This is a genomic window from Actinomadura vinacea (assembly GCF_039532545.1).
Taxonomy (GTDB): Bacteria; Actinomycetota; Actinomycetes; order Streptosporangiales; family Streptosporangiaceae; genus Spirillospora; species Spirillospora vinacea.
The window spans coordinates 54,588-79,194 of the sequence record NZ_BAAARW010000039.1; the positions used below are offsets into that span (position 1 = coordinate 54,588).

Annotated in this window: 28 protein-coding genes, 1 pseudogene and 1 riboswitch; of the genes and pseudogenes, 17 read left to right on the forward strand and 12 right to left on the reverse strand. The window is 72.1% G+C overall.

The genetic code is table 11. The features are described from left to right. Window positions 1-284: 284 nt before the first annotated feature. The 6 genes from ABD340_RS41500 to ABD340_RS41525 all read left to right on the forward strand — a co-directional run bounded on the left by ABD340_RS41500 (window position 285) and on the right by ABD340_RS41525 (window position 6,351). Window positions 285-2,108, forward strand: coding sequence for an asparagine synthase-related protein (locus ABD340_RS41500; protein WP_344596879.1), 1,824 nt, complete (start codon window positions 285-287; stop codon window positions 2,106-2,108). Between the two features lie 192 nt (window positions 2,109-2,300). Further along, entirely contained in the window at window positions 2,301-3,305 is a 1,005-nt protein-coding gene (gap, locus tag ABD340_RS41505; protein ID WP_344596880.1) for a type I glyceraldehyde-3-phosphate dehydrogenase, read from the forward strand. An 82-nt stretch (window positions 3,306-3,387) separates the two neighbouring features. Continuing rightward, a complete protein-coding gene (locus ABD340_RS41510) occupies window positions 3,388-4,575 on the forward strand; it encodes a phosphoglycerate kinase (protein WP_344596881.1) in 1,188 nt (395 codons plus the stop codon). A 3-nt stretch (window positions 4,576-4,578) separates the two neighbouring features. Beyond that, window positions 4,579-5,394, forward strand: a complete 816-nt coding sequence (tpiA, locus tag ABD340_RS41515; protein WP_344596882.1) for a triose-phosphate isomerase — start codon at window positions 4,579-4,581, stop codon at window positions 5,392-5,394. Window positions 5,395-5,659: 265 nt separating this feature from the next. Continuing rightward, the gene (gene secG, locus ABD340_RS41520; protein WP_344596884.1) at window positions 5,660-5,902 is read left to right on the forward strand and encodes a preprotein translocase subunit SecG; all 243 of its coding nucleotides are present in this window, start codon (window positions 5,660-5,662) and stop codon (window positions 5,900-5,902) included. Window positions 5,903-5,976: 74 nt separating this feature from the next. Further along, entirely contained in the window at window positions 5,977-6,351 is a 375-nt protein-coding gene (locus ABD340_RS41525; protein WP_344596886.1) for an RNA polymerase-binding protein RbpA, read from the forward strand. A 30-nt stretch (window positions 6,352-6,381) separates the two neighbouring features. On the opposite strand, the gene ABD340_RS41530 is transcribed toward ABD340_RS41525, so the two are convergent. Then, complete coding sequence (locus ABD340_RS41530) at window positions 6,382-7,767, reverse strand: acyltransferase family protein (RefSeq protein WP_344596887.1); 1,386 nt, start codon at window positions 7,765-7,767, stop codon at window positions 6,382-6,384. A gap of 177 nt (window positions 7,768-7,944) precedes the next feature. On the opposite strand from ABD340_RS41530, the gene ABD340_RS41535 reads away from it, so the two are divergent. From ABD340_RS41535 to ABD340_RS41545, 3 genes and pseudogenes are all read left to right on the forward strand, one after another. Beyond that, window positions 7,945-8,445, forward strand: a complete 501-nt coding sequence (locus tag ABD340_RS41535) for an Lrp/AsnC family transcriptional regulator (protein ID WP_344596889.1) — start codon at window positions 7,945-7,947, stop codon at window positions 8,443-8,445. A 109-nt stretch (window positions 8,446-8,554) separates the two neighbouring features. After that, window positions 8,555-9,355 (forward strand): annotated as a pseudogene (locus tag ABD340_RS41540) (DMT family transporter); the annotation flags it as partial. Window positions 9,356-9,476: 121 nt separating this feature from the next. After that, window positions 9,477-9,561, forward strand: a riboswitch (ZMP/ZTP riboswitch). An 88-nt stretch (window positions 9,562-9,649) separates the two neighbouring features. Next, complete coding sequence (locus ABD340_RS41545) at window positions 9,650-10,930, forward strand: serine hydroxymethyltransferase (protein WP_344596891.1); 1,281 nt, start codon at window positions 9,650-9,652, stop codon at window positions 10,928-10,930. 1 nt (window position 10,931) lies between these two features. Here ABD340_RS41545 and ABD340_RS41550 read toward each other — a convergent pair whose 3' ends face one another. Continuing rightward, window positions 10,932-11,717 carry a class I SAM-dependent methyltransferase gene (locus ABD340_RS41550; protein WP_344596892.1) on the reverse strand — a complete coding sequence of 262 codons (786 nt, stop codon included), beginning with the start codon at window positions 11,715-11,717 and terminating at the stop codon, window positions 10,932-10,934. A gap of 101 nt (window positions 11,718-11,818) precedes the next feature. Between ABD340_RS41550 and ABD340_RS41555 the strand changes: the two genes are divergently transcribed. Beyond that, window positions 11,819-12,472, forward strand: coding sequence for a carboxymuconolactone decarboxylase family protein (locus ABD340_RS41555; RefSeq protein ID WP_344596893.1), 654 nt, complete (start codon window positions 11,819-11,821; stop codon window positions 12,470-12,472). Next, the gene (locus ABD340_RS41560) at window positions 12,465-12,998 is read left to right on the forward strand and encodes a GNAT family N-acetyltransferase (RefSeq protein WP_344596895.1); all 534 of its coding nucleotides are present in this window, start codon (window positions 12,465-12,467) and stop codon (window positions 12,996-12,998) included. The genes ABD340_RS41555 and ABD340_RS41560 overlap by 8 nt, the downstream gene beginning before the upstream one ends. On the opposite strand, the gene ABD340_RS41565 is transcribed toward ABD340_RS41560, so the two are convergent. Further along, entirely contained in the window at window positions 12,975-13,745 is a 771-nt protein-coding gene (locus ABD340_RS41565; RefSeq protein ID WP_344596896.1) for an isocitrate lyase/PEP mutase family protein, read from the reverse strand. The two genes, ABD340_RS41560 and ABD340_RS41565, sit on opposite strands and share 24 nt — an antisense overlap. 120 nt (window positions 13,746-13,865) lie before the next feature. Between ABD340_RS41565 and ABD340_RS41570 the strand changes: the two genes are divergently transcribed. Further along, complete coding sequence (locus tag ABD340_RS41570) at window positions 13,866-14,924, forward strand: amidohydrolase family protein (protein WP_344596897.1); 1,059 nt, start codon at window positions 13,866-13,868, stop codon at window positions 14,922-14,924. Here the strand turns inward: ABD340_RS41570 and ABD340_RS41575 are convergent. Together ABD340_RS41575 and ABD340_RS41580 are read right to left on the reverse strand one after the other, a co-directional pair. Continuing rightward, on the reverse strand, window positions 14,921-15,325 hold the full coding sequence (locus ABD340_RS41575) for an ATP-binding protein (RefSeq protein ID WP_344596898.1): 405 nt from the start codon (window positions 15,323-15,325) through the stop codon (window positions 14,921-14,923). The genes ABD340_RS41570 and ABD340_RS41575 overlap by 4 nt on opposite strands. Further along, the gene (locus ABD340_RS41580) at window positions 15,322-15,576 is read right to left on the reverse strand and encodes a hypothetical protein (RefSeq protein ID WP_344596900.1); all 255 of its coding nucleotides are present in this window, start codon (window positions 15,574-15,576) and stop codon (window positions 15,322-15,324) included. Before ABD340_RS41580 ends, ABD340_RS41575 begins: the two co-directional genes overlap by 4 nt. Window positions 15,577-15,762: 186 nt before the next feature. Between ABD340_RS41580 and ABD340_RS41585 the strand changes: the two genes are divergently transcribed. Together ABD340_RS41585 and ABD340_RS41590 are read left to right on the forward strand one after the other, a co-directional pair. Further along, the gene (locus tag ABD340_RS41585) at window positions 15,763-16,623 is read left to right on the forward strand and encodes a helix-turn-helix domain-containing protein (protein WP_344596901.1); all 861 of its coding nucleotides are present in this window, start codon (window positions 15,763-15,765) and stop codon (window positions 16,621-16,623) included. Beyond that, entirely contained in the window at window positions 16,620-16,835 is a 216-nt protein-coding gene (locus ABD340_RS41590; RefSeq protein WP_344596903.1) for a DUF397 domain-containing protein, read from the forward strand. The genes ABD340_RS41585 and ABD340_RS41590 overlap by 4 nt, the downstream gene beginning before the upstream one ends. Before the next feature lie 34 nt (window positions 16,836-16,869). Here the strand turns inward: ABD340_RS41590 and ABD340_RS41595 are convergent, their stop codons facing one another. Both ABD340_RS41595 and ABD340_RS41600 read right to left on the reverse strand, forming a co-directional pair. Beyond that, window positions 16,870-17,001, reverse strand: a complete 132-nt coding sequence (locus ABD340_RS41595; RefSeq protein WP_344596905.1) for a hypothetical protein — start codon at window positions 16,999-17,001, stop codon at window positions 16,870-16,872. Further along, complete coding sequence (locus ABD340_RS41600; RefSeq protein WP_344596906.1) at window positions 16,998-17,957, reverse strand: hypothetical protein; 960 nt, start codon at window positions 17,955-17,957, stop codon at window positions 16,998-17,000. Before ABD340_RS41600 ends, ABD340_RS41595 begins: the two co-directional genes overlap by 4 nt. 45 nt (window positions 17,958-18,002) lie before the next feature. On the opposite strand from ABD340_RS41600, the gene ABD340_RS41605 reads away from it, so the two are divergent. Both ABD340_RS41605 and ABD340_RS41610 read left to right on the forward strand, forming a co-directional pair. Further along, window positions 18,003-18,356, forward strand: a complete 354-nt coding sequence (locus ABD340_RS41605) for a hypothetical protein (RefSeq protein ID WP_344596908.1) — start codon at window positions 18,003-18,005, stop codon at window positions 18,354-18,356. Between the two features lie 50 nt (window positions 18,357-18,406). Beyond that, entirely contained in the window at window positions 18,407-19,288 is an 882-nt protein-coding gene (locus ABD340_RS41610) for an NAD(P)-dependent oxidoreductase (RefSeq protein ID WP_344596909.1), read from the forward strand. Window positions 19,289-19,295: 7 nt separating this feature from the next. On the opposite strand, the gene ABD340_RS41615 is transcribed toward ABD340_RS41610, so the two are convergent. From ABD340_RS41615 to ABD340_RS41625, 3 genes are all read right to left on the reverse strand, one after another. After that, a complete protein-coding gene (locus ABD340_RS41615; protein ID WP_344596910.1) occupies window positions 19,296-20,123 on the reverse strand; it encodes a phosphotransferase family protein in 828 nt (275 codons plus the stop codon). A 2-nt stretch (window positions 20,124-20,125) separates the two neighbouring features. Then, complete coding sequence (locus ABD340_RS41620) at window positions 20,126-20,749, reverse strand: HEAT repeat domain-containing protein (protein ID WP_344596911.1); 624 nt, start codon at window positions 20,747-20,749, stop codon at window positions 20,126-20,128. 68 nt (window positions 20,750-20,817) lie between these two features. Next, on the reverse strand, window positions 20,818-21,285 hold the full coding sequence (locus ABD340_RS41625) for a MarR family winged helix-turn-helix transcriptional regulator (protein WP_344596912.1): 468 nt from the start codon (window positions 21,283-21,285) through the stop codon (window positions 20,818-20,820). 86 nt (window positions 21,286-21,371) lie between these two features. Here ABD340_RS41625 and ABD340_RS41630 point away from each other — a divergent pair, with 86 nt between their 5' ends. After that, window positions 21,372-22,904, forward strand: a complete 1,533-nt coding sequence (locus ABD340_RS41630; RefSeq protein ID WP_344596913.1) for an MDR family MFS transporter — start codon at window positions 21,372-21,374, stop codon at window positions 22,902-22,904. Here ABD340_RS41630 and ABD340_RS41635 read toward each other — a convergent pair. Together ABD340_RS41635 and ABD340_RS41640 are read right to left on the reverse strand one after the other, a co-directional pair. Then, window positions 22,864-23,643: an ABC transporter permease gene (locus ABD340_RS41635; RefSeq protein WP_344596914.1), complete on the reverse strand. Its 780-nt coding sequence runs from the start codon at window positions 23,641-23,643 to the stop codon at window positions 22,864-22,866. The genes ABD340_RS41630 and ABD340_RS41635 overlap by 41 nt on opposite strands. After that, window positions 23,640-24,581 (reverse strand): ABC transporter ATP-binding protein, encoded by a 942-nt coding sequence (locus tag ABD340_RS41640; protein WP_344596916.1) that lies wholly within the window; start codon window positions 24,579-24,581, stop codon window positions 23,640-23,642. The genes ABD340_RS41635 and ABD340_RS41640 overlap by 4 nt, the downstream gene beginning before the upstream one ends. Between the last annotated feature and the right edge of the window lie 26 nt (window positions 24,582-24,607).

Genomic DNA, 24,607 nt, shown 5'->3' on the forward strand with positions numbered 1-24,607 from the left:
CGGCATGGCGGGCCCGCGCCAAGATCGTGGGTGCACATCTCTGAAGACCCGCACGGCGGCGCGGAGGTTGCCCGGCCGGACCCTTCGACCGGGTGAAGGTTGGTTGAACGCCGGATGGCGCGCCGTGTCCGCGGGCCCCGCTCCCCAGGGGACTCCGAGTGGGTTCGCCCGGTTCTGCCCTGCTCGATGTCCAGCTCTCTGACCTGCGATGACGCACCGTACGGCCGTCGTGCTTTCATCGGAAGGCCACGCTCCCGTCGCCCGATTCCGGTTCCATCGGCGTCATGCGCGCCTACCTGGCCATCGCCGTGACCGATCGCACCGAGCGGATCCCGTCGCACGTGCTGGACGCCGCGCGTGCGGCGATCACCGTGGCGGTGCCGGTGCCGCGCGAGCGGTGGCGGATCGCCGAGTGGCGGACGCCGGACGCCGCCGTCGCGCTGCTCGCCTGGTCCAACGAGCCGGAGGGGGAGCCTTTTCCCGAGCCGCTGCTGGCCTCGGACGGCCGGGTCCTCGGCCACTGCGGCTACCTGGGCGGCCCGGACGACGCCACACGGCTGCTGGCCGCCGCCGACATGGGCGCACGCGCCGACGGCGTCGGCGGGTGCTTCTCCGCCTTCCGCGCCGACCCCGGCGGTTTCGTCGCGGTCACCTCGATCACCCGGACCTGCCCGGTCTACCACGCCGAGGCCGCCGGGCTGCGGTTCGCCGCGTCCCGGGCGCTGCTGGCGCACCTTCCGGCACGGGCCGCGCTGACCGGGTCGGTGCACCCCGAGCCCGCCTACGACGTGATGGCGTTGCAGGCGATGGTCCGGCACAGCTTCTTCGCCTCGGACGAGACACCGTTCGAAGGCGTTTCGGCGCTGCCCAACGCCGGCACCCTGACCGCCCGGATCGGCAGCCTGGCCATGGTGCGCGAGCGCGGGCTGCCGGAGGCGGGCCCGGCCCCGCGCGGCCGCCGCGAGGCCGCCGAACGGATCGCGCCGCTGGCGGAGGCGATGATGGCGGCGGTGCGCCCGTTCGCCCGGCATGACCGGCCGGTGCGGCTCGCGCTGTCCGGCGGCCGCGACAGCCGGCTGATCGCCGCCGCCTGCCATGCCGCCGGGGTGCCGTTCCTCGGCGCCACCCACGGCCTGGACGGCGACCCCGACGTGGTGATCGCCCAGCGGGTGGCCGCGGCGCTGGGCGTGGAATGCGAGGTCACCCTGGACCGGGAGGAGCACGGCGCGGTGATCACGCGGCATCCGGTGCGCCGCGCCCACGGCATCGTCCGCATGTGCGAGGGGATGAACTCCGCCTACGAGGGCGTCAACCGCTGGGCAGCCTTCGACCCCGAGCCGCGCAGCTCGGGCTCGGGCGGCGAGCGGCTGCGCGGCGGATTCCTCACCAACCAGGCGGACCTGAGCCCGGACGGCGTCCGCCGCCGGCTCAAGACGGTCTTCCTGGCGCAGGAGGACCTGCTCAGCCCGGAGGCCAACGCCATCGCCCGCAAGCGGTACGAGTACTGGTGCGCCCGGTACGAGGACGCGGGCGAGGAGGAGGGCGTCGAGATCCTCGACCGGCTGCACATGTTCTACAAGACCGGCCGCTGGCTGGCCGGGCCGCACACCGCCGCCCTGATGAACTGGGCGTACTACCACCCGTTCCTCGACAACCGGGTGGTGCGCGCCGCCCTCGCGCTGCCCGCCCGGTGGCGGATGAGCGAGGAGCCGGCGGCGATGCTGGTCCGGATGTTCGCCCCGGCGCTCCGCGACGTGCCGCTGCAGGGCGGCCGGTGGCGGTACGAGCTGAGCCGGCCCGGGCGCGTCCGCGAATGGCCGGGGTGGATGCGCCGCGCCACCCCCAAGGCGCACCGCGCCCCCGCCTTCAACTGGCGCCGCTCCTACGACGAGGCCACCGCCGACCTGCTGCGCGACCGGATCATGGCGGCGCCGCCCGACCTGTTCGCCCTCCTGGACGAGGAGAGGCTGAAGAAGCGGCTCGCCGAGGTCCCGCCGAGCCGGCCCCATCAGACCTGGAGCCTGCTGACCCTGACCACGCTGCTGTCGGGCGCCTGGCGGGAGCCCGAGCCGGTGCTGCCGGAGATCACCGTCCCGCGACCCGGCTAGATCGCGCGTCGGCCGTCCATGCTGATCACCACCCGTGCGGATGATTCCGGAACCGCCCTCGCATTCACCTCCGCCTATGGCCGGGTGAGGGCCGGGCATTAGATAGGGTCGGACGCGGGGCCGCAGTCGGCGGGCTAAAGCCCTCCCGACCCAGGTGAGACGCAGAGACGACGTAACGAGGAGAGCCGTTCCGTGACCATCCGAGTAGGCATCAACGGGTTCGGCCGGATCGGCCGCAACTTCTACCGCGCCGTTCAGGCGAGCGGGGCCGACATCGAGATCGTGGCGGTCAACGACCTGACCGACAACGCCACGCTCGCCCACCTGCTGAAGTACGACAGCATCCTGGGCCGGCTCGGCCAGGAGGTGAAGGCCACCGCGGACGAGATCGTGGTCGGCGGCAAGTCGATCAAGGCGTTCGAGGAGCGCGACCCGGCCAACCTCAAGTGGGGCGACGTCGGCGCCGACGTGGTGGTGGAGTCCACCGGCTTCTTCACCGACGCCACCAAGGCCAAGGTGCACGCCGACAACGGCGCCAAGAAGGTCATCATCTCGGCGCCGGCCAAGAACGAGGACGTCACCATCGTGATGGGCGTCAACGACGGCCAGTACGACCCGGCGAACCACACGGTGATCTCCAACGCCTCCTGCACCACCAACTGCCTGGGGCCGATGGCCAAGGTGCTGAACGACACGTTCGGCATCGAGAAGGGCCTGATGACCACCATCCACGCCTACACCCAGGACCAGAACCTCCAGGACGCGCCGCACAAGGACCTGCGCCGCTCCCGGGCCGCCGCGCTCAACATCGTGCCGACCTCCACCGGCGCCGCCAAGGCCATCGGCCTGGTGCTGCCCGAGCTGAAGGGCAAGCTCGACGGCTACGCCCTCCGGGTGCCGGTGCCGACCGGCTCGGCCACCGACCTGACCGCCACGCTCGGCCGCGAGACCACGGTCGAGGAGGTCAACGGCGCGCTCCGGGAGGCCGCCGAGGGCCCGCTGCGCGGCATCCTCAGCTACACCGAGGACCCGATCGTGTCGGCCGACATCGTCACCGACCCGGCCTCCTGCATCCTCGACGCCGGGCTGACCAAGGTCATCGGCGACCAGGTGAAGGTCGTCGGCTGGTACGACAACGAGTGGGGCTACTCCAACCGCCTCGCCGACCTGGTCACCCTGGTCGGTTCCCGGCTCTGATCCGTCCACCCGCCGTGCGCCCCGGTCGTTCCACCGGCCCGGGGCGCACGGCGGGCGTGTATCCGGAAGGATGACGCACTCGATGCGCACCATCGACGATCTGGACGTGTCCGGGAAACGGGTGCTGGTCCGGGCCGACCTCAACGTGCCGTTGCAAGACGGCGCGATCACCGACGACGGCCGGATCCGGGCCAGCCTGCCCACGATCGGCAGGCTCCGCGAACGCGGCGCCAAGGTGATCGTGTGCGCCCACCTGGGCCGCCCCAAAGGTGAAGTGAGGCCGGAGTTCTCGCTGGCCCCGGTGGCCGCGCGGCTCGGCGAGCTGCTCGGCGCCACGGTGCGGTTCGCCGCCGACGTCGTGGGCGACTCGGCCCGGGACGCCGCCGCGGGGCTGGCCGACGGCGAGGTCGCGCTGCTGGAGAACCTGCGCTTCGAGGCCGGGGAGACCAGCAAGGACGACGCCGAGCGCGGCGCGTTCGCCGACCGTCTCGCCGCCCTCGCCGAGCTGTACGTCGGCGACGGCTTCGGCGCGGTGCACCGCAAGCACGCCAGCGTCTACGACGTGCCCGAACGGCTGCCGCACGCGGCCGGCGGGCTGATCGCGACCGAGGTCGAGGTCCTCAAGAGGCTCACCGAGGACGTCGCCCGCCCCTACGCCGTCGTGCTGGGCGGCTCCAAGGTCTCCGACAAGCTCGGCGTGATCGAGAACCTGCTGGGCAAGGCCGACCGGATCCTCATCGGCGGCGGGATGGTCTTCACCTTCCTCAAGGCCCAGGGGCACGAGGTCGGCAAGAGCCTCCTGGAGGAGGACCAGCTCGACACCGTCCGCGGCTACCTGCGGCGGGCCGAGGAGTCGGGCGTGGAGTTCGTGCTGCCGGCCGACATCGTCGCCGCCACCGCCTTCGCCGCCGACGCCGACCACGGCGTCGTCTCCGCCGACGCGATCCCGGCGGACCGGCTCGGCCTCGACATCGGCCCCGAGTCGGGCAAGCTGTTCGCCGAGCGCCTCGCCGACGCCGCGACCGTCTTCTGGAACGGCCCGATGGGCGTGTTCGAGATGGAGCCGTACTCGCACGGCACCCGGGCGGTCGCGCAGGCCCTGGCCGGCTCCGGCGCGTTCACCGTCGTCGGCGGCGGCGACTCGGCCGCCGCCGTCCGGCAGCTGGGCTTCGAGGAGTCCGGCTTCTCCCACATCTCCACCGGCGGCGGCGCAAGCCTCGAATACCTCGAGGGCAAGACGCTCCCCGGCCTGCAGGCTCTGGAGGACTGACGCATGGCCCCCAAGACCCCCGCCGCCAAGAATTCCGGCCGCAAGCCGCTGATGGCCGGCAACTGGAAGATGAACATCAACCATCTGGAGGCCATCAGGCTCGTCCAGCAGCTCGCGTTCGGGCTGAAGGAGGCCGACTTCGACGCGGTCGACGTGGCCGTGCTGCCGCCGTTCACCGACCTGCGCTCGGTGCAGACGCTGGTGGACGCCGACAAGCTGGACATCGCCTACGGCTCCCAGGACGTCTCCGCGCACGCCTCCGGCGCCTACACCGGTGAGGTCTCCGGCGCGCTGCTGGCCAAGCTGGGCTGTTCGTACGCGATCGTCGGCCACTCCGAGCGCCGCCAGTACCACCACGAGGACGACGCCCTGGTCAACGCCAAGGCCAAGGCCGCCATCGCCAACGACATCACCCCGATCGTGTGCGTCGGCGAGGGCCTGGAGGTCCGCAAGGAGGGCCGCCACGTCGCGCACACGCTGGCGCAGATCGACGGGTCGCTGGACAAGATCCCCGCCGACCGGGTGCGCACCCTGGTGATCGCCTACGAGCCGGTCTGGGCGATCGGCACCGGGGAGGTGGCCACCCCCGCGGACGCGCAGGAGGTCTGCGCCGCGATCCGGGGCAGGCTCGCCGAGCTGTACGACGGCGAGGTGGCCGCCGAGACGCGTATCCTGTACGGGGGTTCGGTCAAGGGCGGGAACATCGCCGGGATCATGGCGCAGGCCGATGTGGACGGCGCACTGGTCGGCGGTGCCAGCCTGGATCCGGGCGAGTTCGTCAAGATCTGCCGCTACCGGGACCTGCCGGTCTCGGTGTGATCGGGGTCCGCCGGGGCCCGGCGCACGGGTTCCGGCGGCGATCGGGGCTGGTCAGTTCTGATCAATTCGCCTCCGGTCCGGGGATTCTTGCCGAACCAGCGGGAAGTTCGTCGTACCCTTCCGTACTGACGGGGCGAGCGTTCGACCCGTGACCGCGCCCGAGAACACGAGCGTTCCTTTGAACACCGAGCTGAACACGAAGCTGAAGACCAGCTGAAGACCAAGTGCCCCGCGCCGCGGGGTCGGCCGGAAGAGGCACACAACAGTGATCATCGCAGCGTCCGCCGTGCTCATCATCACCAGCCTGCTCATGGTGGTCCTCGTGCTCGCGCACAAGGGCAAGGGCGGGGGCCTGTCGGACATGTTCGGCGGTGGCGTCACCTCGTCGCTGGGCGGGTCGTCGGTGGTCGAGCGCAATCTCGACCGGCTGACGATCGCCACCGGCGTCATCTGGTTCGCCTCGATCATCGTGCTCGGGCTGCTGTTCAAGAGCAAGGGCGTCGGCTGAGCAGGCCGTACCACAGCGAAAGGCCCCGCCGCGAGGTCAGTGCGGCGTGGGCGCACACGAGCGAGGAGTGATCCGTGGGTAGTGGAAACGCGATTCGGGGCAGCCGGGTCGGCGCCGGTCCGATGGGGGAGGCCGAGCGCGGAGACGCGGCCCCCCGGGTCTGGGTGACCTTCTACTGCGCCAACCGGCACGAGACCCGCCCCAGCTTCGCGACCGACGTCGCGGTTCCCGACACCTGGGACTGCCCGCGCTGCGGGTTCCCCGCGGGCCAGGACTCTGACAACCCCCCGGCCCCGCCCAAGACCGAGCCCTACAAGACGCACCTGGCGTACGTGAAGGAGCGTCGCAGCGACGAGGACGGCGAGGCCATCCTCGAGGAGGCGCTGTCCAAGCTGCGCGAGAAGCGCGCCAAGGTCAAGGCCGCGATGGAGTCCGCCGGCCGCGTCTGAGCCCCGTGCCCTCCTGCCACCGGGTCCGCGTCACCGCGTGATCCGGGTAGCCCGGTCTCCCCCTGGCGGGGAGCCGGGCTTCTCGCGTTCCGACGGTCCGCTCGTGTCCTTCCCGTCTTCGCCGCGGCCGGCGGCGGGAAGGACGGGCGGGCGGACGGGTGCGGTGCGGCGCGCCAGCCGCCGCCCGAGGCGCTGCAGCGGCGCCTCGACGCACCGGTACGTGAGATGGCTCACGATCAGCACCGCGAGCAGGTACGGGACGAGCAGCAGCGGGGCGTCGGTGCGGGGCCGCCCGATGGTGAGGTCGGAGATCGTCAGCAGCACCGGATGCACCAGGTACACCGAGAAGCTGATCATGCCGAGCCGGGTGAGCCGGCGCGGGGTGCGCCGGTGCCGCAGCGCCATGCCGGCCGCGAAGAGCAGCGCGGTCACCGCGATCCCGATCACCCAGGAGCGTTTGAGGACGGCCTCCGTCTGCCCGGGCGCGTAGACGGTGAGGTTCCAGAGCCCGCCGCCGATCGCCGCGGTCAGGACGGCGGCCACGGCCACGGCGGCGGCGCGCGCGCTGATCTGGCCGCGCTCGGCGCGGTGGATCGCGGTGCCGGCGAACATCACCCCGAGCAGGGCCAGGCCCTCCCATGCCTCGATGCGGGCGTTGGCCAGGACGAGCACGACCGCCAGCGCCCCGCCCAGCAGCGCCCCGGTCCGGGCGATCCAGGCCCGGGACGAGCAGGCCAGCGCGATCGCCGCGGTCATGACCAGCGCCGTGGTGACGGCGACGGTGGTGACGCCGAGTCGGCTGGACAGCACGGCGGTGGGCAGTACGGCGCCCAGGCCGAGCGCGGCGACCGCGAGCGCGGTGGCGATACCGGCCGAGTGCCGGTCGAGCCGGCCGAGCGCGAACAGCGCGACCACGAGCAGGTAGAAGACCATCTCGTACGACAGCGTCCACAGCACGTTGAGGGCGCTGGGCACGGCGAGCAGGTCCTGCATCATCGTCAGGTGCGCCAGGACGGCGCCGAGCGGCTCGGAACTCTCGCCCAGGCCCTGCCGCAGCGGGCTCAGCCCGGTGACGCCGAGCAGCAGGGTGGCGGTCAGCACGGCGATCAGCAGCGGGTAGATGCGGAACAGCCGGCTGATCCAGAACCGCCGCAGCGAGCCGGTGCGTTCCAGGGACGCGGGGATGATGTAGCCGCTGACGAGGAAGAACAGCAGCACGCCGACGCTGCCCGGGTCGAGCCACTGCAGGATCTCGTGCCGGAACTGCGGAAGGTAGTTGTAGCAGCCGTGGTGCAGCGCCACCACGATCGCGGCGATGCCGCGGAGGGCGTCCAGCCATCCCAGCCGTTCGGCCCCGATCGCGGGTGGAACCGGTCCACCCGGGCCGTCGCTCCCTGGAGAGGGATCCGGGACCAATGGTGGTGGATGTCCGGTTTTCATTATCCGAAGACCCTAGCGGACCGGATGTCCCGCTCCGTAGCGAGCAGGGCGAACCGTTCTGATCTTCAGGGAACTCTCAGCGACCGTACGGCGGAACGGTGCTGCCGGCCGCCGGCGGCCGCCCCCGGCCCGCTCGCCGCATAAAATTCGGGAATGACCCCCATGGACGCGATAGATCAGGCGATCCTGCGCCGTCTGCAGCGCGACGGCCGGCAGACCAACCGGGAACTGGCGGAGGCGGTCGGCATCGCCCCGTCCACCGCGCTGGAGCGCACCCGGGCGCTGCGGGCGCGCGGTGTCATCACCGGCTTCCGCGCCAGCGTCGACCTGGAGGCGCTGGGCCGGAGCGTGCAGGCGCTGATCTCGATCCGGATCCGGCCGCAGTCGAGGGAGGCCATCGAGTCGACCCGCGACCACATGGCGGCGATGCCCGAGACGCTGGCCGTCTTCGTGGTGACCGGAGCGGAGGACATCCTGGTGCACGTGGCCGTGCCCAGCACCCAGTACCTGCGCGACTTCGTGCTCGACCGGCTGGCGCGGCGCAAGGAGTTCGTGGACGTGCGCACCACGGTCGTGTACGACTACGTCCAGCCCGCCGAGCAGTCCGAACTTCCCGTGCCGGAACGCAAGGATCGCCGAACTCCCTACGCCTGAACCGGCCTCGTGTCCTCCTCGGTCGAAGAATCCATGCCGTGACCGGCTGAGCTCGAACGAACAACGGCCTGTCGCGCGAATGCCCGGATTTCCTCCTAGCGTCGGCCGCATGGACCAACGGAACAACTTCTCGGGCGTGCTGCTGGTACTGGCCGCCGGAGTCCTGTGGGGCACGGTCGGACCGGCGCAGGTCCTGGCCGATTCACCGGCCTCGCCGATCACGCTGGGGGACGCCCGGATCCTGTCGGGCGGCCTGCTGCTGGCCGCGTTCGTGCTGGCGACCTCGCCGCGCTCGTTCGCCGCGCTGTCCCGGCCCGCCTGGCCGCCCCTGCTGGCCGCGTCGGCGGCGACCGGGACGTTCCAGGCCGCCTTCCTCACCTCGGTCGACCGGACGGGCGCGGCGGTGGCCACGGCCGTGGTGTTCGGGCTGGCACCGGTCACCACCGGCCTGTTCCAACGGCTCGTCCTGCGGACGAGGCTGACCCGCCGCTGGACGGTCGGGACGGCGTGCGCGATCGCCGGGTGCGCGCTGCTGGTGCTGCCGGGCTCCGGTGGCGGGGCCGACCCGCTCGGCGTCGGGCTGGGCGTGCTGGGGGCCTGCTGCTTCGGCGTCTACACGGTGTCGGCCAAGCGCCTGCTGGACCATCAGGTGGGCATGGCCGCCGCGGTCGCCGTCACGCTGCTGATCGGCGGGACGCTGCTGCTGCCGTGGGCCGTGCAGGGCGTGCCGGACCTGGCCGGGGCGCGGTCGTGGGCGCTGGTCGGGTGGCTCGGCATCGCGACCACCGCGGTCGCGTACATGTGCTTCGTGCACGGGCTGCGCCGCGTCACCGCCGCGACGGCGGGCACGCTGAGCCTCGCCGAGCCGCTGGTGGCGGCCGTCCTGGCGCTCGCCGTGCTGGGGGAGCGGCTGTCGGCGCCCGCCACCGCCGGGGCGCTGCTGCTGCTCGGCGGGCTGGTGTTCGTCTCCGTGCCGCTGCCCTGGCTCTCCCGGCTTCGTCCCTCGCGGCGTCCGGACGGCCCGGTAGACTTGCCGGACGCGACTGGCGCAGTCAAGGTGGAGTCGACCACCGGGGAGCGAAGCTAGTCCGCACACCGCGCGCCTGGGTGTACGGGCCCCGCAGCCGGGGGTCCGCGCCCGAACGCCACCGGATCCTCCGGCCAGACCAGCCGATCAGCGGCCCTGATCGGCACGGAGGCCGCCATGCACCAGCCGTCCCTTCCGCATCTCGCCGGCCAGGACCCCGACCTCGCCGCCCTGGTCGAGGCCGAGGCCCGCCGGCAGTTCGAGAAGATCAGGCTCATCGCCTCGGAGAACTACGTCTCGCCCGCCGTGCTGGAGGCCACCGGCTCGGTGCTCACCAACAAGTACTCCGAGGGCTACGCCGGACGCCGCTACTACGAGGGCCAGCAGAACATCGACCCGATCGAGCTGCTGGCCATCGAGCGGGCCAAGGCGGTGTTCGGAGTGGAGCACGCCAACGTCCAGCCCTACTCCGGCTCGCCCGCCAACCTGGCCGTCTACATGGCCTTCCTCCAGCCGGGCGACACGGTCATGGGCCTGTCGCTGCCGATGGGCGGGCACCTCACGCACGGCTGGTCGGTGTCGGCGACCGGCAAGTGGTTCACCCCCGTCCGGTACGGGGTGCGCGCCGACACCGGCCGGGTCGACATGGACGAGGTCCGCGACCTCGCGCTCAAGGAGCGGCCCAAGCTCATCTGGTGCGGCGGCACCGCGATCCCGCGCACGATCGACTTCGCCGCGTTCGCCGAGATCGCGCGCGAGTCGGGCGCGGTGCTGGCCGCCGACATCGCGCACATCGCCGGGCTGATCGCGGGCGGCGCGCACCCGTCCCCGGCCGGCCGTGCCGACGTGATCACCACGACCACGCACAAGACGCTGCGCGGCCCGCGCGGCGCGATGGTGCTGTCGACGGCCGAGCACGCCGCCGCGGTCGACAAGGCGGTCTTCCCCGGCCTGCAGGGCGGCCCGCACGACCACACCACCGCCGCGATCGCGGTCGCGCTGAAGGAGGCCGCGCAGCCGGACTTCTCCGCCTACGCCCACCGGATCGTCGCCAACGCGCGGGCACTGGCGGAGGCGCTGGCCGGACGCGGCTACGACCTCATCTCGGGCGGCACCGACAACCACCTCATCCTCATCGACCTGACCAACAAGGGGGTGCCGGGCAAGCCCGCCGCGCAGGCCCTCGACCGGGCCGGGATCGAGCTCAACTACAACGCGGTGCCGTTCGACCCGCGCAAGCCGTTCGATCCGTCCGGGCTGCGGGTGGGCACCGCCGCGATCACCACGCGGGGGCTGGAGCCGGCGCAGATGCCGCGGCTCGCGGCGTGGATCGACGACATCGTCCAGGCCGTCGCGCGCGGCGCGGACGAGGCGGCCGCGGCGGAGCGGCGGGTGGCGGCCGAGATCCGCGAGCTGCTGGCCGGGCACCCGATGCCGGGCTGGGCGCCCGCGCCCTGAGTCAGCGGGCCCGGAACACGGTGATCATGCGCCAGGCGTCCGGCGCGGTGACGGCCACCTCGCCGAAGTCGCCGTACCGCGCGACCGGCTCCAGCGCTCCGGACAGGCGCACGGCCGCGTCCAGTTCGGTCGCGCTCCAGAACCGGTAGGGCACCACGTCCTGGATCACCCGGACCGGCCGGTCGCCCTCGGCGACCGTCACCGTCACATGGTCGGTCGAGATCTGCGTGATCGGGTCGAGGCGGTCGGCGGGCTCGCCCCAGCGGACGGTGGCGCGCGTCTCGCCGCGCTCCACCGTCCATCCGGTGCTGGTACTGGGCTCGTCGCCGAGCCGGTCGCTCGGATGGGACATCTCGACGACGTAGAGGCCGCCGTCCGCCAGGTGGGCGGCGGCCCGGCCGAGGTGCGCGGTGAACGCGTCCAGGTCCATCAGGTGGGACGTGGAGTCCAGCATCGTGATCACCAGGTCGAACCGGCGGCCCAGGTCGAAGCGGGTCATGTCGTCCTGGACGACCTCCAGCTCCACGTCCTGCGCCTTGGCCCGCTCGGCGGCGTACGCGCACATCGCCGGGTGCAGGTCCAGCGCGGTCGCCGCGACGCCGCGGCGGGACAGCTCGCGGGCGTGCTCGGCGGGGCCCGCGGCCAGTTCCAGCGCGCTGCGGACCGTCCCGTGCCCGGGACGGTGCCGGGCGCACCAGCCGAGCAGCACGTCCACCTCGGCAGGCACGTCGCGGAACGAGCACGCGAGCTCGTAGGCCCAGGGGTCGTCGTAGATGCCGGTGGTCACCCGGCCATCCTGTCACGGAACCGCCACGTCACCGTGAGCTCCCGGTTCCACCTTTTGGACACCACTTGAGGGCCTCCCCGCGAGCGCCTAGCGTGCGATGGGTGATCGATCATCCCGTCAACGCCGGGTCCGGCGACGAACACCGTCCCGGCGCCCGTCTGCCCCTGCTGAGGCCCGGACTGCTGGGCGAGGAGCAGCGGGAGGTGTACGACGCGGTCACCGGCGGCCCGCGCCGCGACGCGCCCTCGCCCATCCGCTACGTCGACGACGAGGGCCGACTGCTGGGCCCGTTCAACGCGATGCTCTACAGCCCGGCGGTCGGGCTGCCGCTGCAGGAGCTGGGCGCCGCGCTGCGCTTCCGCACCGCCTTCACCAAGCGGGAGCGGGAGATCGCGATCCTGGTGGTGGCGGCGCACCGGCGCTCGGACTACGAGTGGTACGCGCATGAGCGGATCGGGCACCGTGCCGGGCTTACCGACCGGGAGCTGGCCGCGCTGCGCGAGGGCCACGCGCCTATGCTCGGAGACGTGCGCGAGCGGGTGGTGTACGAGGCGGCCCGCCAGATGATCGCCGACGGCGATCTGAGCGACCCCGTCTACACCGAGGCCGTGGCGACGCTGGGCCGCGCCGCCGTGGTGGAACTGGTCGCCCTGATCGGCTACTACGCCGCGCTGGCCCTGCAGCTGAAGGTGTTCCGGGTGGGCGTCCCGGACGGCGAGCCCGTGCCCGACTGGGGGGACGGCGGCGATGCTTGACGTGCTGCGCACCGGCCGGCTCGTCCTGCACCCGGTCGGCACCGGCGACCACCGGGCCCTGCTGGCGCACTGGACGGGCCCGCGGGTGCGCCGCCACCTGTTCGACGACCGGATCCTGTGCGCCGAGCAGGTCACCGAGATCATCGAGGCGAGCCTGCACGACTTCGCCACCGAGGGTTTCGGCCTGTGGGCGCTGCGGCTCGCCCCGGAGGGCCCGCTGGCCGGGGTGGCGGGGCTGCGCCGGATGGAGGGCCCGGCGCACGCGCTGGACGTGGAGATCGTCTACAGCCTGGAGCCGGAGCACTGGGGGCATGGGCTGGCGGCCGAGGCGGCCCGGGCCGTCCTCGACCACGCCTTCGACGTGCTGGCGCTGCCCCGGGTGATCGCCGAGATCGACGAGGCCAACACCGCCTCCGCCGAGGTCGCCGAGCATCTGGGCATGCGCCCCTTCGAGGAGGGGCCGGCCGACGGGCTGAGCCGTTATGTCGCCGAGCGCGTCCGATCAGCGGAGGCCGTCAAGGCCTGAGACGAGCCGCTCGACGTCGGCGTACGAGGGGGCCCCTTCGGGCGGGCCGCCGGTGAGCGCGGTCGTGACGGCGGCGCGCAGCGCGGCGCGGAACAGCAGCGACCCGTAGCTGACCCGCCGTACGCCCAGCTCGGCCAGTCCGTCCACGGTGACCCTGCCGGGGAGGAAGAGCACGTTCACCGGCAGCGGCGTCGCGGCCACGACCGCGCGCACGTCCGCCTCTTCGGCGATGCCCGGGACGAAGACGCCGTCCGCACCCGCCCCGGTGTAGGCGCGCACCCGCTCCAGGGTCTCCGCCTCGTGCCCGGGCAGCCAGAACGAGTCGGTGCGGGCGTTCACGAACAGGCCGGGGGCCGCGTCCTTGATCGCCCCGATCAAGGCACTCTGCCGGTCGGCCGGACCCAGCGAACCGTCGGACCGCCCGTCCTCGATGTTGATCCCCGCGATGCCGTACGACGCCAGTTCGGCGGCGAGCGCCGCGACGTCCTCGGCCCGATCCGAGAAGCCGCCCTCGACGTCGACCGTGACTGGGACCGGAAGCCGCGCCAGGCCACGCGCGAGCGCGAGGGTCTCCTGCCGGGTGCCGCCCTCGGCGTCCGGCTTCCCGGCCGCGGCGGCGACACCGAGGCTGGTGGTGCCGATCGCCGGGAAGCCCGCCTCGGCCAGCGCCGCCCCGCTCGCGACGTCCCAGGCGTTGGGGAGCAGCAGCGGTGTGTCGCGTTCATGCAGGTCACGGAATAGGGACATGCGTCGACGTTACGCCCGGGGCGTCTCGACCGGCGTCGAAGGATGGTGGGGTTGGCACCACCCCGCAGCAGGGGGAAACCCATATAGTCTCAACTGAGATTGTCTCGCACACTCCTAACCATGGACAAGTCAACGATGAGCCGCCGCACAGCCCTGCGCACAGGCGCCCTCGCCACGGCCGCCGTCGCCGTGAGCGCCGCGCCCGCCTCCGCCAGAGGCGGCGGGGGCGGGGGCCGTATCGACACCCACCACCACGCGCTGCCCCCCGCCATGCGGAAATGGGCCGTCGACAACGGCCTGCTGCCCCCGCAGGGCGGCCCCCGCTGGGGCCAGTGGGACCTGCGGAAGACCCTCGAGACGATGGACGCCAACGGGATCGCCCTCGGCGTCGCCTCCGCCCCCGCCCCGTCCGAGATCTTCCACGGCAAGGCGAAGGCCGCCGCCGGTGCCCGCGTCTTCAACGAGTCCCTCGCCGACCTGGTCAGGAGCCGCCCCACCCGCTTCGGCTTCTTCGCCTACCTTCCCCTCATGCACGTGGACGTGGCGCTGAAGGAGGCGGCGTACGCGCTCGACGAGCTCGGCGCCGACGGTGTCCTCATGATGAACACCGCGGGCGGGCGCTACCTCGGCCACAAGGTGTTCGACCCGCTGTTCGCCGAGCTGAACCGCCGCCGCGCCGTCATCATGACCCACCCCGACGCCCTGCCCGAGGACCCCGAGCCGATCCCCGGCGTCGAGAACTACGTCGCCGACTTCATGTACGACACCACCCGCTGCGCCCTCAGCCTCATCGCGTCGGGCACGATGGACCGCTACCCCGACATGTCGGTGATCCTGTCCCACGGCGGGGGCTTCCTCCCCTACATCGGGGGACGCGTCGAACGCGCGGGCCGCCGCGGTGAGGGCCCCTCGCCCGCCGCGTTCCGCCGCGCGTTCAAGCGCTTCTACTACGACACCGCCCTGCCGCTGTCCCCGTACGCCTCGCCCACGCTTCTGAACGCGGTCGGCCCCGGACGGGTCCTGTACGGCACCGACTGGCCCCAGGTGGAGGCCGAGGAGGTAGCGCACGCCCGCCGCGCCTTCGACCGCGACCCCAACCTGAGCCATCGCGACCGCACCGCCATTAACCGCACCAACGCGCTTCGCCTTCTGCCCACGGTCGCCGCCCGCCTCCGCTAACGCCGGAAGTCGGCCCACACCGTTGTGCGGACGCCGTCGGGCCGGTAGCCCCAGCACGACGCGAGCGCGTCGACGATATGGAGCCCCCGGCCGGTCTCGCCAGTGGATGCCTTCCGCAAGACCGGCCGGGCCCCGTCCGCCCCATCGTCGGACACCTCCGCCCGCAGCACCTCCGGCCCCGCCAGCAGCGCTATCGAGATCTTGCCGCCCCGGCCCGACCCGGTGTGCCGGACCCCGTTGGCCGCCAGCTCGTCCACGACCAGCGTCATGTCGTCCAGGGCCTCGTCGCCCGCCGCGAGATGGCCGGGCACCAAGGTGTCGCGCAGGAAAAGCCGTGCGTGCCGCACCGAGCACAGGGTCCCAGGCAGCGTCAGCTCGGCCAGCACCACCAGCCCGCTCACGCCGCGTCCCAGGCGATCCGGCGCGCCAACGCACCGAGCCGGTCGGCCTCTATCTCGTGCCCTCGCCAGATCAGCAGCCACCGTTCCGTCCGCCGCACGGCCAGGACGGGCTCGCGCCGCCCGTCCCACCGAGGCACGAACAGCACCGGTTCCGCGTGATAGGGCAACACCAGCACGGTCGTCACGGGCACCGCCCGCAACTCCCACGCCAACCGAACGAGCAGGCCGTACCGCGTCTCGCAGGGCGCCATCACCGATCCCTCTCCACTCGAAGTACCGGCAAGCGTGGTCGCGGACGGTCACCGCATCAATACTTTTCGAGCAGGTTCGATGTATTCGCCGAGCGTCCGATCGCAGACGCGATCGGTTCAGAAACGAATACTTCTAACCTTCACCGAAACGATCCGACTCGCCACCCTGCGTGACACGCTCGATCCATGCGATACGACGACCGGATGACGTATCGCCGACGAAAGATCGGCGATGCGCTCCGCCACTTCCGAGAGGAACGCGGCCTCACCCAGCGCGCGGCCGGCCGCCTCCTCGATCGTTCCCAGGCGTCCCTGAGCGCGTACGAGAACGGCCACCGCGCCATCCGCCCCCGAGATCTCAAGCACATCCTCGACCAGTACGGCATCGAAGACCAGCTGGTGCGCCAGCGACTCCTGTCCCTCGCCGCCCAAGGCCGCCAGGACGGCTGGTGGCACGACTTCGACGAACGCCTCGAGCCGGGCATCGTCGACTTCGCCTCCCTCGAAGCCGACGCCTCCCGCATCCGCATCTTCGAGCCGCAACTCGTCCACGGCCTCTTCCAGACCGAGGACTACGCCCGCGCCGTTTTCAGGAGGGCGGGAGGCACGGTGCGGGATACGCCAGACATCAAGACCGAGGTCGGCTTCCGCCTGAACAGACAACGGGTGCATGAGCAGACGCAACCGCCCACCATCTCGGCCGTCTTCACCGAGGCGGTGCTCCGCCAGCAGATCGGCGGGATCGACGTGATGCGCGGGCAAGGAGTCAGGCTGCTCGAAATGGGCGCCCATGCCCACGTCGAGATTCAGATCCTTCCCTTCACCGCGGGCATGCATCCAGGCAATGACGGAGCCTTCACCATTCTCAGTGTCGGTACAGGGGCTCTACTGGAGGTCGTGGCGGTGGACAGCCTGACGCGAAGCTGGTACGTGGACGAGCCCACGGACGTCGATCACTACATCGAGACGTTCGAGCAGTTGCGGGAGATCGCCCTGTCAGAAAGCGATTCCAAGGCGCTGATCGAACGGATAGTGTCCGAGTCATGAGCGAGCAGAATCTCGCCCGTCTCCAGTGGCGCACCAGCAGCCACAGTGGGGGACAGGGAACCCAGTGTGTGCAGGTCGCCGCTCTGGAAGCCAAGAAAGCCGTGGCGGCGCGGGACTCCAAGAACCCGGACGGCGGCATGCTCACGTTTTCGCGCGGTGAGTGGGCCGCGTTTCTCGGGCGGGTGAAGGCGGGCACGTTCGATCGGACCTAGGGGGCCCTTCTCGGCGTGGCACCCGGCCGGTACGTCAGGGACGCCGGTTCCGGATGATGAAGAGGACGGCCACGACCAGGGCGATGACGGCCACGGCTCCGGCGACGTAGAAGAGCCACTCCGGCGCCTCTTCCTCGCGTGCGACGTCGGCCAGGTGTCCGATCATGTCTCTTCTCTCGTCGGGGCGCCGGCCAGCAGGGCCAGCAGGACGGGGAACTCCAGATATGCGTGATAGCTCGCGATCGCACCGTACAGGGTCTTGCCGCCCGTGTAGTCGGAGATGAACAGGACCGCCAGGAGCAACGCGCCTGCCGCGCCGAGCAGCCACGCCCGGTGGCCGCGCAGCGCCCCGACCCGCTGTTCGAAGCGTTCGGTGGCCGGGTGTGCGTGGCGGGGCATGAACCACACCCAGACGACGTAGTGCATCGTCTGTAGGAAGGCGAAGACCACCAGCAGGCGCAGGGCCAGCGCGGTGTCGAGCCAGGCGGGCGGGGTGTAGGCCGACAGCAGGCGTTCGCCGCCGCCCGCGAACGCGGCCACGGCGCCGTCCTGGTCGCCGCCCAACCATGGGTCGAACGTCCCGGCCAGGATCAGCGCTGGGACCAGCAGCACCCAGGCCGCCTGGGTCGCGCGGAACGCAACGCGTCCGGTCTTCAGCTCGCGGGCCCATTCCCACAGAAAGAACAGCGGCACCACATTGTGCAAGTGCGCGAGGAACACGAAATGGTAGCCGGGGAACAGCAGTGAGCCGGTGGCGGCGCATCCCAGGGCCGCCAACGCGGTCCACAGCAGCAGCGGGCGCCGCCGGAGCCCCCACCGGCAGGCGACGGCCAGGACGAGATAGCCGAGGAGGATCTCGGCGGGCGCCGACCAGGGGAGCATCGGTGTCAGGCGGCACAGCATGATGCCGGTGATCAGGACGACCAGCAGCCCGAGGAAGCGCCCGGTGAGGATCGTGTCGAACCGTCCCGACACGTACCGGAGTTCCAGCACGTTGTGGAGGATGCCGAACATGGCGAGGCCGACGACCGTCACCGTCGCGGGCAGGCGCAGGGCGGCCACTAGGGCGGCGGCCGTCAGGACGCAGAAGACCGCTACGAGCCTGCGGGACCCCGTCCGCACGGCGACCGGCAGCGCCTCGGTTGCTATGGCCGTTCCTTCCGTCCTGTGACCGGCTATCCGGCCGCGCTCGCGCTGACCCTCGCCGTCGAGCTGCCGATCTACCTCGCCGCGCTGCGAGCTCTGCTGGGCACCCGGGTCGCACCGGCGCTCGCGCTCGCCGTCGCGGTGAACCTCGCCACCCATCCCCTCGTGTGGTGGACGCTGGGCGCGGCAGCGCGGCTCAGGGGAGGGTACGAGATCGCTCTGCTGCCTGTCGAGATCACCGCCTGGCTGGCCGAGGCCGCGTTCCTGTGCGCGTGCCTGCGCGGGCCCCGGCAGAAGGTGTTGCACGCGGCCCTCGCCGCCAACGCGGCCTCGTTCCTGGCCGGTCTGATCGTCGTGGGCTTGACCTCAAGTTAGGTCGAGTTCCTAGCATCGTTCTTGATCTGCACGCCTGTGAGAGGACTGCTATGACGACTAACGCACGCCGTACGGCCGTGACCCTGCTCGGGCTGGGCGAGATGGGCGCCGCGATCGCCGCCGCGTTCATGGACGGCGGGCACCCGGTCACCGTGTGGAACCGCACGCCGGAGAAGGCCGACGCCCTCGTGGCCAAGGGCGTGCGGCGGGCCGGCACCGTCCGGGACGCGGTCGCCGCCGGATCGCTCGTCGTCGTCAGCGTGAAGGGCAACGACACCGCCCGCGAACTGCTGGAGTCGGCGGGCGACGCGCTCGACGGGCGCGACGTGCTCAACCTCACCGACGGGACGTCCGCCGAGGCCCGTGCCGTCGCCGAGTGGGCGAAGGAACGGGGGACCGGCTACCTGCACGGGCAGATCATGACGATCGCGCCCGGCATCGGGCACCCGGAGGCGGTCGTCTTCTACGGCGGCGACCGGGCCGTCCACGACCGGTACCGCCCCGAACTGGCGCTCCTCGGCGGGCGTGGCAGCCTGGTCGGCGACGACGCGGGCGTACCGGCCCTGTACGGGATGGCCGTGCACGGCACGATGTGGGGCACGCTCAACGGCTTCCTGCACGCGGCCGCGCTGCTGGAGAGCGCGGGCATCGAGACCAGGCGCTTCCTGGACCAGGCCGGGCCGTCGATGTCCGCCCTCGTCTCCTTCCTGCCGTCGATCGCCGACGAGGTCGACCGGGGCGAGCACGCGGTGGAGTACGGGGCGCTCCAGCACCACCTGCCGTCCCTCGAGGATCTCGTCCGGGAGAGCAGGGCGCGGGGGATCGACGCCGAGTTCCCCCGCTACACCCTGGAGTTGGTGGCCGGCGCGGTCGCGGAGGGCCACGCCGAGGACAGCTATTCGCGCCTGATCGAGCACTTCCGCAAGGGGTGAGCAGGGCTCACGGGGCAAACGTCCAGGAGAGGTGGGCCAAGCCCTCATCCGCGTAGAGCCGCGCGCCCTCCGTGGTGAGGCCGTACGCGATGTCCTCCAGAACCGTGCAGCGCGCGTAGAAGAGGACGCGTTCGCGGTCGCAGGGCGCCTCGTAGTGGGTGAGGATCAGGTCGAAGACCTCGGGGCCCAGGTCCCTATAGAGCCGGGCCAGGTCGTGCATGGGATCGGCGATGGCCGCATCGGACCAGTCGATGATTCCCGTGACGGTGTTCGACCGGACGTCCACCAGGATGTGCTCGGCGCCCAGGTCGTTGTGGCAGAAGACCTCTGCGGAAGGCTCCGGCGGGGGAGCCGTCGCCAGGAAGCGTTCCACCGCAGCGCGCAGGCGGTGCGGGATGTGATCGGCGGCTTCCCTGTAGGCCGCTTCGGCGCCGTCCAGCCAGGCCGACAGGGGGTCGGCGTCGCGGGGTGCTTCGACGTCCGCCCCGTGCAGGACGGTCAGGAACTCGCCCAGCACGGGCGCGAGCCGTGCGGGGTCGGGTACCGGACGGCCCAGCAGCGGCACACCGGGAACCTTGCGGTAGGCCATCATGCCCGTCTCGGCGTCGACGAAGACGGGCACCGGAACGGGCAGGGGGGAGAATCCGCCCACCGCGATCAGCGTCTCCGCCTCGCGGCGGAGGGCCTCCGGGTCGGGCTCCTTGGAGATCCGCACGATCAGCTCGCCGTCGGCCTCGAACGCGAGGTTGTCCAGCCCGCCGCCCAGCCGGACGACGGAACGGAACTCGCGATGAGGCAGGTGCCGGGCCAGCGCGGCGCGGATCTCGCCGATCACTCCTAGACCTTAACGCCGTCCATGGAACGCAGCGTCGCGGCGGCCCGGTCGCGCAGGAACCCCTCACCGTCCCTGGCGGCGATCTCCCGCAGATTCGGCAGCAACGCCTCGTAGCGGGTGTAGGACGCGGCGAAGACCGAGGCGTACCGTACGCGCGCGTCCTCATCGGCCAGGGCGGCCCCGATCCGCTTGAAGACCTGCTGGTCGGGCTTGGCAGGTGCGGCCAGGCCCAGCCGCAGCGCCGCCTGGCCACGGCCGCGCGGGTCCTGCGCCTGGTCGAACGCCTGGCACAGCTCCTCCACCGTCCAGGGCTTGAGCGCTTGCGCCGCCGTCGACGCCAGCGTCTCGACGATCCCTCTGGGACGGCCGGTGAAGAGGATGTATCCGATGCCGAACATCGCGTCCACCCTGTAGTGCAGCGATCCGGTCTTCAGCACCTGCTTGCCGAGCGCGTGCCCGTCGGCCTGCCAGACGACCTCGCCGTCGGTGCCGGCCTCCCGGTCGCGCTCGGTGACGCCGACCATCGGCCACTGGAAGCCCTTGGCGAACTCGTCGACATGCTCGACCGTCGTCTCCGGGCGGAGGACGCGCCGGCGCGTCGCGAAATGATCATCTGAACGAGACATGCGCGGCATTGTCCTGGGACCGCTGACCGTTCGCCACCGGATTGCCACATTTGGTGTGCTCGCCCGGTTCAGTCGCCGGCCGGGCCGACGAAGCGGTCCAGGAGGCGGGCGAACTCGCGGCGTTCGGCTTCGGTCCAATCGCGCATGGCGGTGGCGAAGCGGTCGCGGCGGGTGCGGCGGGCGGCCTCGACGACCTCGCGGCCGGCGTCGGTGAGTTCGAGGTGGACGCGGCGGCCGTCCTCCTGTGAGGCGACCCGGCGGACGTAGCCCGCCTTGACGGCCTCGGCGACGATCCGGCTGCCGCGCGAGGCGTCCACGCCCAGCCGGGCGGCGACCAGGCCGACGCTCATCTCCTGGCCGGGCCGGTCGGGGCCCTCGTCGATCGCGTCGGTGACGTGCAGGACCTGCAGGTCGACCAGCAGGTTGTGCTCGCGGATCGCGGCCTTGCCCAGGCGCTGCCGGGACATGGCGCGGCGCAGCCTGACCATGCCGCGCTCGACCGCGTCCAGTGCCGCCGGGTCATCGGTCTCCGCCATGCCGCCAAGCCTAGCGGGACGGTTGCGTCGATCATCTACATGCTTTTAGCATCTATATGCGTAAAGCAAATAGATGCGAGGTGCACATGACTTCCATTGCCGTGCGCGGCACCGCCGAGATGGGACGGCGGGACCGGCTGCTGGTGTTCGCCGGGCTCATGCTGGCCGGGCTGATGTCGTCGCTGGACGCCACCGTCCTCGGGACCGCGCTGCCCACCATCGTCGGCGAGCTGGGCGGACTCGACCGGATCGCCTGGGTGTCCACCGCCTACGTCCTGGCCACCGGCGTGACCGTCCCGCTGTCGGGACGACTGGGCGACCAGTTCGGCCGCAGACCGATCCTCCTGATCGGCCTGCTGACCTTCCTGGCCGGTTCCGCGGCCTGCGGGGCGGCGCCCTCGATGGACTGGCTGATCGCCTTCCGCGCGGTGCAGGGCGCGGGCGCGGGCTGCCTGATGGCCTCGATGTTCGCCGTGACCGCCGACCTGTTCGAGCCCCGTGAACGCGCCAAGTACCAGAGCTACCCCGCCATCAACTTCGCCGTGTCGAGCCTGGCCGGGCCGCTGATCGGCGGCTTCCTCACCGACCACGCCTCCTGGCGCTGGGTGTTCTACGTCAACATCCCGCTCGGCGTGGCGGCCCTGGCCGCCATCCTGCTGTTCCTGCGGCTGCCCAGGCCCGAGGGCAGGCCCCGCGTCGACTACCCGGGAATCGTCCTGCTCGGCTCGACCATAACCTGCCTCACCCTGCTCACCAGCTGGGCCGGGACCCGGTACGGATGGACCGATCCGCTGATCCTCGGGCTCGCGGCGGGCAGCGCCGCACTGCTCGCGCTGTGGGTCCTGGCGGAACGGCGCGCGGCCGAACCGGTCATCCCGCTGCGTCTCTTCCGCGACCGCTCCTACAGCGGGGCCTGCGTGGTGGCCCTGGTCGGCGGCGCCACCGGCTTCGGGCTCGCCACCTTCCTACCGCTGTTCTTCCAGGCGGTCGGGGGAGCGGACGCCACCGGCTCCGGGCTGCTCCTGCTGCCGATGATGGCGGGGCTGCTGGCCGCGTCCATCGGCGCCGGACGGTACATCGCCGCGACCGGCCGCTACCACCGGCTCCCGGCCGCCAGCATGGCGATCAGCGCTGTCGGCGTGGCGCTGCTGGCGACGATGACGACCGGCACCGGGCCCGCCACCGCCGGTCTCTACATGGCGGTGCTGGGTTTCGGTGCCGGTCTCTCCCAGCAGGTCGTCATGCTGGTCGCGCAGACCGCGGCGCCCCGCGCGGACGCGGGCGCCGCGAGCTCGGGCGTCTTCGCCACCCGGATGGTGGGGACCGCCGCGGGGATGGCCGTCTTCGGCGGCGTCCTGGCGAGCCGCTTCGCCGAAGAGATCGCCCGGCGCGTCCCCGCGGGCTCGGTCCCCGCCTACGACGACGCGGTACGCCCCGAGTACCTGCGCACACTTCCGCCGGACGTCCGGGACGGAATCGCCGCGGCCTGCGCCGAGGCGTTCTCGACGCTGTTCCTCACCGCGCTCCCACTCCTGGCCGCCGGACTCGCCGCCGCGCTCCTGATCCGGAACATTCCGCTCACCTCACCTCGCGGCGGCTCAGTCGGACCAGGCCGATGACCAGCGGGACCAGCATCCAGACCGCTACGGACGTGCCGACCCGGGCCCACTCACCCGCGGTGACTCCCGTCTCGTTGAGGGCGGCGAGCGTTTTGTCGGTGTCGAGCCAGCCGGCGGGCTTCTTGAGCTTCTCGACCATCTCACCGAGCATCGCCCAAAGCGTCGGCAGGAGGAAGTAGAGCACGATGGCCAGCGCCGGTTGCATGAGGGCCATGCCGAACGCCGCGCCTATCACGACCAAGATGGTCGAGTACAGCAGCGCCTGGCCCACGAGCGCGGGCGGCAGCGACCAGCTCCCCTCCGAGCGGCCCAGCAGCCCGCCCACTCCGCGCGCCGTCACCGCGGTGACGACGCCGATCGCCACGAACGACGCGGCGAGGATCACGCCCCCCAGCAGCTTGGCCGCCGCCACCCGCTCCCGCCCCGGGACCAGCGCGAAGGTGGTCAGCGCGGTCCGCTGCGACCACTCGGCGGTCACCGACAGGATGCCGAGGACCGGCAGCAGGATCGACACCGCGGCCTGGGAGGCGACGAACATCTCCCGCACCGTCTGATCCTCCGCCGGCATGCTGAAGATGATCACCGGCATCAGCGCCGGGGTGAACAGCGCGATGACGATCAGGATCCAGCGGCCCGACCTGGTGTCGGTCATCTTCCGCAGCTCGACCACCGTGAGGCGGCCCAGGGACGGGCGCGGCGGGTCCGCCAGCACGGCGGCGGGTGCCATGGTCGCGGTCACTTGACGGCCTCCTTGGACGGCGGGACGTGGACGGGCGGCGGCTCGGCGGAGGCGGTGGCCGCCTCGGCGGTGAGGGCCAGGAACAACTCCTCCAGGCCGCCCCCGCTGACCTGGCGGAGTTCCAGCAGGACGACACCGGCGGCCGCGACCGCCCGGCCGACCGCCTCCGCCGGCGCCGCGACCGTGAAGGCCGCCTCGCCCTCGGGACGCACCGGCAGGCCCGCGGCCGACAGCGCGCCGTGCAGCGCGGACGCGTCCAGCCCCCGCACCAGCACCCCGCCCGGCGCGGTCAGCAGCTCCTCCTTCGTCCCCTGCGCCGCGATCCGGCCGCCCGCGATCACCACGAACCGGTCCGCGACGGCCTCCACCTCGCGCAGCAGATGCGACGACAGCAGCACCGTCCCGCCCCGGTCGGCGAAGTCGCGCAGCAGCGTGCGCATCCAGAAGATGCCCTCCGGGTCCAGGCCGTTGGCGGGCTCGTCCAGGATCAGCACGCTCGGGTCGCCGATCAGCGCCTGCGCGATGCCCAGCCGCTGCCGCATGCCGAGCGAGTACCCGCCGACCCGGCGCCGCGCGGCCTTGGCGGGCAGGCCCACCCGTTCCAGCATCTCGGCGGCCCGTGCCTGCTCCACCCCGAGGACCTGCGCGGCCAGCCCGAGGGTCTCCCTGCCGGTACGGCCCGGATGCATGGCGGCCGCGTCCAGCAGCACACCGACATGCCGTCCCGGGTTGGCGATCCGCCGGTAGGGGACGCCCTTCACCGTCGCGCTGCCCGCGCTCGGCGGCGTCAGCCCGCAGATCATCCGCATCGTGGTGGACTTGCCCGCCCCGTTGGGGCCGAGGAAGCCGGTCACGGTGCCGGGGTCGCAGCGGAACGACACCGACTCGACCGCCGCGACCTCCCCGTAGCGCTTCGTCAGACGTTCGACTTCGATCATGCGTCCAGCCTGCCGCCGCCGCCCGC